Origin of the sequence: Mesobacillus sp. AQ2 (assembly GCF_030122805.1) — a bacterium.
Lineage (GTDB): Bacteria > Bacillota > Bacilli > Bacillales > Cytobacillaceae > Mesobacillus > Mesobacillus oceanisediminis_A.
In genome coordinates, this window is the sequence record NZ_CP126080.1 from 3,232,959 (window position 1) to 3,246,296 (window position 13,338).

12 protein-coding genes are annotated in these 13,338 nt (G+C 44.0%); 2 read left to right on the forward strand and 10 right to left on the reverse strand.

All coding sequences use genetic code 11. The features are described from left to right. Positions 1-60: 60 nt before the first annotated feature. From lpdA to QNH36_RS16360, 5 genes are all read right to left on the reverse strand, one after another. The gene (lpdA, locus tag QNH36_RS16340; RefSeq protein WP_144476439.1) at positions 61-1,482 is read right to left on the reverse strand and encodes a dihydrolipoyl dehydrogenase; all 1,422 of its coding nucleotides are present in this window, start codon (positions 1,480-1,482) and stop codon (positions 61-63) included. A gap of 56 nt (positions 1,483-1,538) precedes the next feature. Beyond that, positions 1,539-2,624 carry a butyrate kinase gene (buk, locus tag QNH36_RS16345; RefSeq protein WP_144476436.1) on the reverse strand — a complete coding sequence of 362 codons (1,086 nt, stop codon included), beginning with the start codon at positions 2,622-2,624 and terminating at the stop codon, positions 1,539-1,541. A 203-nt stretch (positions 2,625-2,827) separates the two neighbouring features. Continuing rightward, on the reverse strand, positions 2,828-3,922 hold the full coding sequence (gene bcd, locus QNH36_RS16350; protein ID WP_041967922.1) for a branched-chain amino acid dehydrogenase: 1,095 nt from the start codon (positions 3,920-3,922) through the stop codon (positions 2,828-2,830). A 28-nt stretch (positions 3,923-3,950) separates the two neighbouring features. After that, positions 3,951-4,856, reverse strand: coding sequence for a phosphate butyryltransferase (gene yqiS / locus QNH36_RS16355; protein WP_144476433.1), 906 nt, complete (start codon positions 4,854-4,856; stop codon positions 3,951-3,953). Positions 4,857-4,990: 134 nt separating this feature from the next. Further along, a complete protein-coding gene (locus QNH36_RS16360; protein WP_283903816.1) occupies positions 4,991-7,051 on the reverse strand; it encodes a sigma 54-interacting transcriptional regulator in 2,061 nt (686 codons plus the stop codon). A gap of 213 nt (positions 7,052-7,264) precedes the next feature. Here QNH36_RS16360 and QNH36_RS16365 point away from each other — a divergent pair, with 213 nt between their 5' ends. Then, positions 7,265-7,528, forward strand: coding sequence for a DUF2627 domain-containing protein (locus QNH36_RS16365; protein WP_144476427.1), 264 nt, complete (start codon positions 7,265-7,267; stop codon positions 7,526-7,528). A 5-nt stretch (positions 7,529-7,533) separates the two neighbouring features. Here QNH36_RS16365 and QNH36_RS16370 read toward each other — a convergent pair whose 3' ends face one another. Further along, positions 7,534-8,268, reverse strand: coding sequence for a glycerophosphodiester phosphodiesterase (locus tag QNH36_RS16370; protein ID WP_251540808.1), 735 nt, complete (start codon positions 8,266-8,268; stop codon positions 7,534-7,536). A gap of 39 nt (positions 8,269-8,307) precedes the next feature. Between QNH36_RS16370 and QNH36_RS16375 the strand changes: the two genes are divergently transcribed. Then, positions 8,308-8,448: a YycC family protein gene (locus tag QNH36_RS16375; protein ID WP_283903817.1), complete on the forward strand. Its 141-nt coding sequence runs from the start codon at positions 8,308-8,310 to the stop codon at positions 8,446-8,448. Between the two features lie 202 nt (positions 8,449-8,650). Here the strand turns inward: QNH36_RS16375 and spo0A are convergent, their stop codons facing one another. From spo0A to ahrC, 4 genes are all read right to left on the reverse strand, one after another. After that, complete coding sequence (gene spo0A / locus QNH36_RS16380) at positions 8,651-9,445, reverse strand: sporulation transcription factor Spo0A (protein ID WP_144476419.1); 795 nt, start codon at positions 9,443-9,445, stop codon at positions 8,651-8,653. 264 nt (positions 9,446-9,709) lie between these two features. Then, positions 9,710-10,996, reverse strand: coding sequence for a SpoIVB peptidase (gene spoIVB / locus QNH36_RS16385; RefSeq protein WP_283903818.1), 1,287 nt, complete (start codon positions 10,994-10,996; stop codon positions 9,710-9,712). A 124-nt stretch (positions 10,997-11,120) separates the two neighbouring features. After that, a complete protein-coding gene (gene recN, locus QNH36_RS16390; protein WP_283903819.1) occupies positions 11,121-12,812 on the reverse strand; it encodes a DNA repair protein RecN in 1,692 nt (563 codons plus the stop codon). Positions 12,813-12,828: 16 nt separating this feature from the next. Beyond that, complete coding sequence (gene ahrC, locus QNH36_RS16395) at positions 12,829-13,278, reverse strand: transcriptional regulator AhrC/ArgR (RefSeq protein WP_144476411.1); 450 nt, start codon at positions 13,276-13,278, stop codon at positions 12,829-12,831. Positions 13,279-13,338 lie beyond the last annotated feature (60 nt).

The following is a 13,338-nucleotide window of genomic DNA, read 5'->3' on the forward strand; positions in this document are numbered from 1 at the left end:
ACCTCCCATTTGTTCGTACAGCTCTTCTCCTCGGAAAAGAGTTTCTGTCCCAAAAAAAAATTAAGAATGGATTGCTTTTCCATCCACAGCCAGGGCCGCTTCACCGATTGCCTCTGACAACGTTGGGTGAGGATGGATTGTATGGGCAACTTCCCACGGAGTTGCATCAAGAACTTTTGCCAGGCCAGCTTCTGAGATCATGTCAGTAACATGCGGCCCGATCATATGGACTCCAAGAATATCATCCGTTTCTTTATCAGCCACAATTTTTACAAAACCGTCAGATTCGCCATAAACAAGTGCCTTGCCAATTGCTTTAAAAGAGAATTTCCCAGTCTTTACTTCAAAGCCTTTTTCTTTTGCTTCATCCTCTGTCAGACCGACGCTCGCAGCTTCTGGAGAGCTGTAGATGCATTTAGAGACTAGCGTATAATCGATTGGATGAGGATTTTCCCCGGCAATATGCTCGACAGCTACAATCCCTTCATGAGATGCTACGTGCGCAAGCTGTAGTCCGCCAATGACATCACCAATCGCATAAATATGGGATTCCTTCGTCTGGAAAAATTCGTTTGTCTGGATGAAGCCTCTTTCAAGCTGGATTTCTGTATTCTCAAGTCCAATTCCTTCAACATTAGCCTGGCGTCCAACAGAGACCAGTAATTTTTCAGCGGTGAATTCTTTCGTTTCACCTTTAACCTCGGCACTGATCGTGACTCCATCACCTTTTTGAAGTGTCTCAGATAATACTTTGGCGCTTGTAATGATTTTCACGCCCTTTTTCTTCATCGCGCGCTGCATCTCTCTTGAAACTTCCTTGTCTTCTGTTGGGACAATTCGATCAGCATACTCAATGACTGTAACTTCTGTTCCGAAATCAGCAAGCATGGAAGCCCACTCAATCCCAATGACGCCTCCGCCAACGATGATGATCGACTTTGGAAGATCTTCCATGATAAGTGCTTCATCAGAGGTCATGACATATTGGCCGTCTGCTTCAAGCCCTGGCAGAGTCCTTGGACGTGACCCTGTCGCTACAATCACATTTTTAGGGATTAGCATCTCGTTTTCTTCGCCATTGTTCATTTCTACAGAAATCGTACCCGGCATAGGTGAGAAAATAGAAGGCCCCAGGATTCTTCCCAAACCTTCATAGACATCGATTTTCCCCTGTTTCATCAGGTGCTGGACTCCTTTATGGAGCTGCTCGACAATCTTCTCTTTCCTTTCCTGCACCTTGGTGAAATTCACCGCAACCTCGCCAACTGTTATCCCGAAGTTTTCACTTTTCTTTGCAGTTGCATACACTTCAGCACTTCTTAGTAAAGCCTTGCTTGGAATACAGCCTTTATGAAGGCATGTACCACCCAGCTTACCCTTTTCAACGATGGCAGTTTTCAACCCAAGCTGAGAAGCCCTGATTGCTGCTACGTATCCTCCTGTACCGCCTCCGAGAATGACTAAATCATATTCTTGAGCCATCTGAATCCCTCCTCTATATAAATCAACTAATTTTGTTCAACTTCAGCCATGCATGATTATCGGCCAGGATATTCCTTTACATCTTCCTCGTTCCGTAAAATTCGAAGAGCTCCCTCTGCAAGGGCCTGCAATTCGTTTTCACCGGGATGGACGATTACGTCTGCGATCCAGTTGATCCGTTCTGAAATTTCCTGTACGAACTCTTTGCCGTACGCAAGTCCGCCTGTAAGGACGATTGCGTCTACTTTTCCTGATAGGACCGCGCTGGCAGAACCGATTTCTTTGGCTACCTGATATGCCATCGCGTCATATACAAGCTTCGCTTTTTCATCCCCCTGCTTGATCATCTTTTCGACCTTGACCGCATCATTCGTGCCCAGGTAGCCAACAAGACCTCCCTGGCCGACAAGCTTTTTCATGACTTCATCCCTGAAGAAATCTCCTGAGAAGCATAGCTGAACCAGGTCTCCAGCAGGTACTGTGCCTGCGCGTTCGGGACTGAATGGACCATCACCATGCAGACCATTGTTCACATCAACAACCCTGCCCCTTTTATGGGCTCCTACAGTGATACCTCCGCCAAGATGGGTAATGATGAGGTTAAGCTCTTCATACTTCCGGCCAAGCTCTCTGGCAACCCTTCGCGCAACCGCCTTCTGGTTCAGAGCATGGAAAATGCTCTTCCGTTCAATCAGCGAGAACCCTGAAACTCGTGCGATCGGGTCAAGTTCATCGACCACGACCGGGTCTACAATAAATGAAGGAATGTTCAAGCCTGAAGCGATTTCATAAGCCAAGATACCGCCCAGATTTGATGCGTGCTGGCCAGAGTAACCTGCCCGCAGGTCTTCAAGCATCTTATTGTTAACTGCATATGTTCCGCCTTCAATTGGCCGTAAAAGACCGCCGCGCCCACAAACAGCACTCAATTTTGAAATGTTGATGCCTTCGGTATCAAGCGTTTCAAGTATCGTATTCTTCCTGAATTCGTATTGATCGATGATGGTTTCATAGGAGTTGATGACAGCTGAATCATGCCGGATTGTTTTTTCGAAAATCGATACTTCGTTATCAAAAACACCTATTTTCGTTGATGTAGATCCTGGATTAATGACTAGAATCCGATGTTCTGTTTGTTGCACAGTTAAACCTCCAATTTGCTTACGGGCTGGTTCCAATCCGTAATGTCAGTAGCATTTAGGAAACAGCAGAGGCGCCGAAGGGTCGATTCAGCGCACTCTGCAAATCATTTTTGATTAAGGCATGTTTTCTTTTTTTCGCATCGCAGAAATCATGCTAATATTCACACAGATGGAGAAAAGAACATTCCTTGAAAACTTCCGGATTAGCGGCGGCTTAAGATATGGTGGCCGTTTTGCAGGAACTGGCTGCGGGAATTGCGCATTCTCTCAATGCGTTCTTCTGCCATACGGTCTGCCGCTTTATACGTAGGGATACCGTCCCTCTTGGCAATTTCAATAACTTTTTCAATATTGTTATAAATCGTTTCAACCTTTTTCATTGCTCTCTCCGCATTGTAGCCATACAGCTCATCCGCTACGTTGATAACTCCGCCTGCGTTGATGACATAATCCGGAGCGTAAACAATGCCCATTTCGTGGATGATGTCGCCATGCTTGGTATCCTTCAACTGGTTATTTGCTGCACCGGCAATAACCTTTGCCTTAATTTGAGGAATCGTTTCATCATTGATGACCGCACCTAATGCACAAGGAGCATAAATATCACAGTCAACACTATAGATCTCATCTGGTTCAACTGCCTTTGCCCCGAATTCCTCAACCGCTCTCTGGACTGCTTCTTTATTGATGTCAGTCACGATCAGCTGAGCGCCTTCTTCATGAAGGTGGCGGCATAGATTATATGCGACATTCCCTACACCCTGGACGGCGATCGTCTTACCTTCAAGAGAATCAGTGCCGAATGCTTCCTTCGCAGCTGCCTTCATTCCTCTGTATACTCCGTAAGCAGTTACTGGTGATGGATTGCCTGATGAACCGAATGCTGGTGAAATACCTGTTACATAGTCTGTTTCTTCATGGATAAGGTCCATGTCAGCCACGGTTGTACCAACATCTTCAGCAGTGATGTATCTGCCATTCAATCCCTGGATATAACGGCCAAAGGCACGGAACATTTCTTCGTTCTTGTCCTTGCGAGGGTCGCCGATGATGACCGTTTTTCCACCGCCAAGGTTGAGGCCAGCTGCCGCATTCTTATAAGTCATGCCCTTTGCCAGTCTAAGAGCATCTTCGATCGCTGCTTCTTCTGAAGCGTAAGTCCACATACGGGTACCGCCCAAAGCTGGCCCTAAAGTTGTATCATGGATTGCGATAATCGCTTTCAAACCTGATTGCTTATCCTGGCAAAACACTACCTGCTCATAATCATACTGTTCAAGATACTTGAAGATTTCCATTTCTAGTTCCCCCTCTGATTTATGTAGGTTATTTTTCAGCAGAGCATAACGCCAGCGCAAGAGAATAAAGCTTGCTTTCGGCTGTATCTGCCCTGGATGTTAACACGATTGGAGCTTTCGCCCCTGATATGACTGCGCCAACTTTTGCATTGGCAAAATAAACTAATGATTTATAAAGTACATTGCCGACTTCGATCGCAGGGACTAAAAGGATATCAGCTTTCCCGGCAACATCACTCTTGATTCCCTTGTGCTCTGCAGCCAGCTGTGAAACCGCGTTATCAAGCGCGAGCGGGCCGTCCACAATACAACCGGAAATTTGCCCTCTTTGATTCATGACCGTCAATGCTGCTGCATCAAGTGTGGCCTGCATAGCGGGATTGACTACTTCCACCGCTGCAAGTGGTGCTACTTTTGGCATATCAATACCGATCGAATGGGCTACCCGGACGGCATTTTTTATGATTTGCGCTTTTTGTTCAAGATCCGGCGCTATATTCATCGCAGCATCGGTAACGATTGTGTAGCGATCATATCCCGGCACTTCAAACACTGCTACATGGGATAATACCGCACCCGTTCTGAGGCCATACTCCTTATTCAGGACAGCCTTCAGGATTGCCGCCGTCGGGATATTCCCCTTCATCACTACCTGTGCTTCATTCGAAGTGACAGCTTTCACTGCCATCTCTGCGGCCATATTATTATTAGGTGCAGAGATAATTTCAATCCCTTTATGACTTGCTAGTTCAGGATGCTGTACGGCAATGATCCTTTTGATTTCCTCTTCATCTCCATAAAGAAGGAAATCGGCCAGGTTCCTCTTAACAGCCTCGGCAACCGCTTCTAATACCTCTGTATCCTCTGCTGCTGCCACAGCAATGGTTTTCCTGCCATTTTGGGATGCCATGCTGATTAGTGAGTCAAGTTTCATGTGTTGAGTCAACCCTTTCTTTCTTTTGCGCATCACACGTTATTTATATATGCAAGAAGCGTGCCAACAAAAAATCGTGAAAACGCTTTACTTTTCCCGAAAAGTATTATGCAATAAATTGCATGGTATGAAATTTATTGCATGCCATTCATTTCAATACCATATTTTTCGAGTTTATAATACAGATTCCTTACAGAGATGCCCAGTAATTTAGAAGCAGCTGTTTTATTGCCATTCACCGCATTAAGGGTAGATCTTATTACTTTTGCTTCGTATCTTTCCAACTGGACCGCCAGAGTCTCTGAAGGTATTGTTTGGCCATAGTCATCTTCCTTTTCCTTAGCCTGGCTATTCTGGAGTTCGGGTAAATGTTCTTCCTGGATGATTGTTTCGTTATGATTAAGGAAGATGATCGCTCTGCCCAACACATTCTCCAGTTCCCTGACATTCCCTGGCCAGTCATATTGCATTAGTTTCTTGATGGCCTCATCAGAGACACCATCAACATTTCGTCCATAGTCCTGATTAATTTTTCGGATCAGCCTTTCGCAAAGCAACGGAATATCATCTTTCCTTCTCCTGAGAGGAGGTATATGGATCGGCATTCTGTTCAGACGATAGTATAAATCTTCCCTAAAACTGCCATTCGCTATCCCTTTTTCAAGATTCATATTGGTTGCAGCGATGACCCGGACATTGATTGGCACCGGTTTCGTGCCTCCAACACGGACTATTTCCCTTTCCTGCAGGACCCGAAGCAACTTAGCCTGTGTATTTGCCGGCAACTCACCGATTTCATCAAGAAAGATGCTTCCGTTATTGGCTTCTTCAAAGAAACCGCGTTTCCCGCCTCTTTTAGCACCTGAGAAAGCCCCTTCTTCATAACCAAAAAGTTCACTTTCCAGCAGCGACTCAGAAATAGCGGCACAATTTACACGAATGAACTTGTTGAACTTGCGGTCACTGGCATTGTGGATCGCATGGGCAAAAAGCTCCTTTCCTGTACCTGACTCGCCCCGGAGGAGGACAGTGGCAGGTGTTTTCGCACCAAGCTTCGCCTGTTCAATCGGAATCGTCATTTCTTCCGATTGGCCGATTATATCCTCAAACGAATATTTCGCTTCAAGGGTCCTGATGATTTGCCTTGCGCGATTGAGTTCCCTGTTCAGACTCTGGATCTCAGACATATCATGGATGACCCCTACACTCCCCTTCAGTTTCCCATCCACAATGATTGGGGCTACATTCACGACTACTTCCTTTTTATTCGGACCAACCCTCATGGCAGCTCCGCGAACAGGCCTTCTTGTCTTCAGAACCTTCATATGCATGCTTTCTCCCTCGGAGATATCTGCAGTTGCCGGCTGTCCGATTACTTCTTCTTCTTTTAGCCCGGTTATTCTAGTGTAGGCAGGATTAATCATAATGCCCCGGCCATCTTCATCTACTACGGATATCGCCTCATCACTGGAATGAATGATTGCCTGGAGCATCGTTTGGATTTCTTTCAGGTTTGTTATTTCTTCCGCAAGATTGACTACTTCTGTAATATCCTTGAAGACGGAAAACGCACCAATCAGCTGGTCATTCTCATCAATGATCGGAATTCTTGTCGTGATGATCTTCGACCCATTGGGCAGCAATAATTCCTGATTGGACTCTACCTTCCTCGTATGGAGGACTCTCGGAAGTTTGCTGGTCGGAATAATCTCAAGTACATGCCGTCCTTCAGCAAGCTCCCTTTTGTTCCCGATGATTTTTTCTGCGCTCTTATTGAACAAAGTTACCGTTCCCTCTGTATTGATGACGACCATGCCATCTCCTGAGGAATTAAAGATTAAATCGTGTTCATATGTAATTTTTCTGAGAGTCTTGATCAACTCTTCCTTTTCTTCTAACAAGGTAGCAAGGAGGAAGGCGACACTTCCTGGGATCAGCACAGTGTTTTTACTGCGTGCATCTCTTAATTCACGGAAAACTTTTTCATCCCCGGTCACTTCAATGACAATGTCCAATTCATCGGACATATATGCTTGCCAGTCTGTCCCGGTTGGAATACCAGCTTCCTTCGCAGCCAGTATTCCAGGAGCATTCGGATTAATGTCCACCACAGCGGCTACATCGGCCGTTTGTTTAAAAATGTCCAGGATGGCCGTCCCACCCTTACCTGCACCTACAATCATTATTCTTTGCATAATTGTCCACCACATGTCGGAAAAATATTTCATGGATTGCATTTTATAGTCTGCAAATTCTTTCAAATATATTGTAATGCTTTTTGAATGGGCTGACAAATTTCTTTGTTTTTTAACTTTTATGCGGATAATATACCATGAGCAACATATATTGCGGAAAAACCGCCCGTTAAGTATACTTTCTTAAGAGGACAAATTACGAGGGGTTACCAAATGATCAGGATTGTAGCGTTAATCGTCATGCTGATACCAGGTGTCATTGCTGCTTTGGGTGTAAAACTGATGCGCGATATGGTTTTCGGGATTTTGCAGTCACCCTTTCCCTATTTATGGCTTCAGTTCCTGGCCGGACTCATCTTTTTCCTGGCCGGACTGGGATTCATCGCAGGTTTCATTCTGCATCGTGACCGTAAGAGGAATAAGGTACAGGCATTCTTCCGTATACCTGATAGCAATAAAAAGCAAAACAGGCCTTGAGTTTCTCAGGCCTGTTTTTTATTTCCCCTTATTTGGAACGCCTTTGCCGGGTCATCTGTGATGACCGCACTGCAATTTACCCTGAACAATCTATCCAGTTCGGCATCATTATTGACAGTATATGGCCTCACTTCAATCCCGCTTTCAAGTGACGCTTTGATGATTTCGTCCGGCGCCGCTCTCCAATGAGGATGGAAACCTTTTGCCCTGATTGATTGCGCGTAAACCCAGGGCATATATAAGCCTTCAGAAAGCAAAGGAGCAATTTCAATATCAGGTGCCATCATATAGCTATGTACAATGCTATAATGATTAAAGGATGAAATAATGATCCTGTCAGATAATTGATAATCCCTTATCATATTTATCACTTTTTCTTCCATGCCTTCATATGGAATAATGGTGTTTTTAAGTTCTACATTGCAGTTCAAAGCCGTACCTGCCAGCCACTCAAGGACTTCATCGAGAGCAGGAATCTGCTGTTTTTCAGATAGCTTAGTGAACTTAAAACGAGCATCCAATTTCCTTAATTCCTTATAATTATAATCCTTAACCAATCCCGTCCCACCCGTTGTCCGATCGACCTTTTCATCATGTATGACTACCAGCTCACCGTCTTTCGTCATCTGGACATCAAGCTCAAGTCCATCGGCACCTGCCTTTTCGGCTTCTTTAAAAGCAAGCATTGTATTTTCCGGATATTCAGCAGCATAGCCACGATGTGCTAAAATTAAAGTCATAAACCATCACACCCATCTTTTTATTTGGAGGTAGTAACAATGAGACCACTTCATATTTCTGCCGAGACGGCAATCAAACTCTCAGAAAAATTAGGAGTTCCAGTTGAACAGATCATGCATATGCCACAGCATATCCTTTTGCAAAAACTTGCCGAACTTGGCAAGGATAAGGAGAACTGACTTTTTTAAGGCGCCTATGGGCGTTTTTTTTATTTGTTAGTCATCTCCGGTCACAATATATATCATAATATGCAGACATGCCATAGACAAACCTTCACCCTCTAAAAAAATAAAAACATCTTACTTGATTTCGACTTTTATCGAAATCAAGTAAGATGTCGTTATGAAATATGAAAAAATAGCTAAATCTTGTCTAACTCTTTCAAGAAGCTTTATGCTCCAGACGCAGCTTGTCAGCAACCATCGCAATGAACTCGGAATTTGTAGGCTTCGCTTTTGACATGCTTACTGTATAGCCGAATAGTGAAGAAATCGAGTCGATGTTACCTCTGCTCCACGCAACCTCAATAGCATGTCGGATCGCACGTTCTACACGGCTGGCCGTTGTATTGAATTTTTTCGCGATATCCGGGTAGAGTACTTTTGTGATCGAGCCAAGGAGTTCAATATCGTTGTATACCATTGAAATAGCTTCACGCAGGTACATATAGCCTTTAATATGGGCAGGAACGCCAATTTCATGAATGATGCTTGTAATGCTGGCATCCAGATTCTTAGGCTTCTGTTCAGCATTTGACCTTCCGTAATTGATGGAAGAAGGCTTTCTTGCTACTGATTTCGCCTTGCCGCTTACCTGGCGGATATGGCCTGCAAGATGCTCCATGTCAAATGGTTTCAGGATGAAGTAGGATGCTCCAAGCTCTACAGCTTTTTTCGTAACATCTTCCTGACCGAAGGCTGTCAGCATGATCACATTTGGGATGATTCCTTTTTTCATTTCACGGAGTTTTTCAAGCACCGCCAGACCATCAAGATGAGGCATGATAATATCTAAAAGCAAGACATCAGGGTCTGTGTCTTCCAGCATTTCCAAACATTCCTGGCCATTATGGGCAACCCCTACAATTTCCATATCCTCCTGGGAAGAAATATATTCTTCCAAAAGACCTACCAATTCTCTGTTGTCATCTACAACACATACTTTTATTTTGTTCACTGCTTGGTTCCTCCTCAAATCCAATTATGATCACAAATATTATCTTCTCTAAATTCTATTCTAAATGACTAATTCGACAATGCAACAGAAATTCCTCTTATTTTTAATTTTTTCTTAAAAAAGTAATATTTTCTTATATTTGCTTCAATTTCCTTTGTTTTTCGACTTATTTCGATAGTTGACAAAAAAGCAAGTGGGAATTTGTCGAATAATCTTTAAAATGAAACAAAGAAAAGGCGGCATACGCCGCCGCCGAATTCCTGCTTAACTTGCCTGCTCTCTTGGTTTTTCGTAGATGTCAATCCCGGCTTCATTCAGCATCCATTCAATATGGACTCCGTATCCGCTTGTTGGGTCATTTACGAACACATGCGTCACAGCACCTACCAGCTTGTTGTCCTGAATGATCGGGCTGCCGCTCATTCCCTGTACAATCCCGCCTGTTTTCTCCAGAAGCTCTGGATCCGTTACCTTGATAACCATCCCCTTTGTTGCCGGGAATTTTTGCGGGATGGTGCTGACAATCTCTATATCAAAAAGATTGACTTCGTCATTATTCACAACAGTAAGGATTTTCGCCGGCCCTTCTTTCACCTGATGAGAAAGGGCAATCGGCAATGGCTTATCAAATACTCCATTCGTAATATCCTTGTTCAGTTCACCAAAGATCCCAAAAGGGCTGTTCCTGCGGATATTTCCAATTACTTCTCTGTCAGATGAAAAGCGTGCCAGCTTTTCACCAGGATTGCCTTTTCCGCCTTTTTCGATGGAAGTAACTGTCGATCTAACGATTTGTCCATCTTCAACCACAATCGGCTTTTTTGTATCCATGTCGGAAATGACATGTCCAAGTGCTCCATATTTTTTTGACTGAGGATGATAAAAAGTCATCGTCCCGATTCCCGCTGCCGAATCACGTATATACAAACCAAGTTTATACGTGTTCTCGTTTACATCCTTCTTAGGCTGCAGCTGGGTTTTGATTTTTTCATTTTCCCGCTTAATGACTACATCCAATGGCTTTCCATCCGCTCCTGCTTGTTTTACAAAAGGGCCGACATCTGCCATTTTTTCTATTTGCTGTCCATTGATTTCTGTGATGATGTCGCCTTTTTTGATACCAGCCAATTCTCCTGGTGATACCTTTCCTTCATCTGCCTGAACCTGATGATGTCCGACCACAAGGACACCAACCGTATTAAGTTTTACCCCTATTGATTGACCGCCTGGCCTGACCTTGAAATCCTTAAGGACATTCACATCGACCTTTTTCACCGGGAAACCGGCCAGCTCGAGGACCATTTCATCCTTTCCATGCCTTTTGGCCTCAATAGAAACCGTTTGATCCTTCTGGTCAACCGTGATGCTGGAATCATTTAAGGGAGCCGTTACTTGAACTGCATTCGCCTGGAAATCAAGCTTTTGCCCCTCGAATAAAGTTATATCTCCTGGAATAGATAAATATTCGTGTACTGGCTTTGCAAATCCTAAAGCAATTAATGAAACAAGGAGAATTCCACCAATAAATTTTCTGAGAAAATCTTTTTTCAATCCATTCACTCTCCTCGCTTCTAGTCCACACACATCAAAAATGGCTACACCTTTAATTTTGCCTCGACTCGCCTCATTTATAACCGGTATAAAAATAAAAAAGCTACCCTTTATGGATAGCTTTTCATGTGACAGCCTTCATATTCTGTGCCAGCTGCAGCAATTCTTCTGCATGCTGTTTTGTAAGCTCCGTGATTTCCACTCCGGAAATCATCCTCCCGATTTCCTTCACCTTATCAGATGAGGATAGCGGAGTCACAGAAGTTTTTGTCCGCCCATTTTTTATGACCTTTGCAATATATAGATGGGTATCAGCCATAGCAGCTACCTGAGGCAAGTGAGAAATACAAAGCACCTGGGAACCTGTCGACACATTGTAGATCTTTTCAGCGATCGATTGTGCGACCCTCCCGCTCACTCCTGTATCCACTTCATCAAAAATAATGGATGTAACACCCTGATGTTTGGAGAAGATACTTTTTAGAGCCAGCATGATTCTTGACAATTCTCCGCCGGAAGCAACCTTGGACAATGGCTTCAATGGCTCTCCAGGATTTGTTGAAATATAAAATTCAACTTTGTCTGCTCCATTTTTATGGAAAACATCGAGGTCTGAATCGATCTTTAGTTCAAATACGGCTTTTTCCATATAAAGCTCTTTTAATTCTTTATGAATCAGCTTCGTCAGTTTCTTGGCCCATTTTTTGCGTGTTTCGGTTAAGTTATCGGCTTCGATGCGCAAATCTTTTTTGAGAGATGCCAATTCCTTTTCCATCTGGCCGATATGGACTTCCTTGTTTTGAAGCGTTTCGATTTCTTCTTCGATCTTTGAAGCATATTCAAGGATCTCTTCAATCGTTTTCCCATATTTTCTCTTAAGCTGGTTGATTTCATTCAATCTGTCATCTATCTCCAGCAAACGCTGAGGGTCATACTCAAGGGAATCGAGGTCATTTCTGATCGTTCTCGCAGCATCCTCGAGCATATAGAAGCTGTTTGCAACAGATTCTGCGACAGTTTTATATTCAGGATCCAATTCAGCAGCCGTCTGCAGATTATCCATAGCCATCCCGATCCAATCCAGCCCTTTCTGATCGCCGTGCAGCGCATTGTAGCTTGTCTGGATGCTTTCGAAAATCCGTTCGAAATTGGCAAGCTTCCGCCGTTCTTCGAGCAGTTCCTCATCTTCGTTCATCATCAGGTTCGCTGACAGGATTTCATCATGCTGGAACTGGATCAGGTCCAGCCTGTGGGCCATTTGCTGCTCATTTTCACTGAGGCTCTTAAGTTTTTTGAGTGTTTGTTCAAATGATCTGTATACCTGTTGATATTCCTGGAGGGCAGGCAGGATTTCCTCTGAGCCAAACTGGTCAAGAAGATTGATATGCCTTGTTTCATCCATCAGTTCCTGATGTTCGTGCTGGCCATGGATGTCAATCAGCGTTGAGCCGACTTCCCTCAAGACAGCGATGGTGACAAGTTTGCCATTGATTCTGCAAACACTTTTGCCACTGGCTGCGATATCCCTCCTTAAAACGATCATCCCATCCTCAATTTCAATGCCGAATTCTGCTGCTTTCGACTTACAGGGATGGTTTTCGCCTTCAATAAAAAACAGGCCTTCAATCTCTGCTTTATCCTCGCCGTGCCGGACAAATTCAGCTGAACCTCTCCCGCCGACAAGCAAGTGGACTGCATCAATGATAATGGATTTACCGGCACCGGTTTCTCCAGTCAGAACAGTCAGTCCTTTATTGAAAGATATAGATAAAGATTCGATAATGGCGAAATTACGTATTGATAATTCATTTAACAAGCAAACGTCACCTCATTTACAGCATGTCAAGAAAACGATTTGTGACCTGCTCCGTATCCTCTGGAGTACGGCAAATAATCAAGATGGTATCGTCTCCACAAATCGTACCTAATATATCATCCCAATCAAGATTATCAATCAGCGCCCCAATCGCATTCGCATTGCCGGGCAATGTTTTCATGACTAACAGATGTCCAGCCTGGTCGATCCGGATAAATGCATCCATCAGCGATCTTTTTAATTTTTGCAGTGGGTTGAAACGCTGATCAGCTGGCAGGCTGTATTTATACCTTCCGTCAATCAAAGGAACCTTTACAAGATGCAGCTCTTTAATATCACGGGAAACTGTTGCCTGTGTAACATTAAAACCCGCCGCCTTCAAACGGTCGACCAGTTCATCCTGCGTCTCGATATCCCTGCTCGCAATCAACTCACGGATTTTAATATGTCTTTGTCCTTTATTCATTCATATCACCTCTGGATAAATCCGAAACATTCATATACTCATATGTTAGCCGATTTCAAC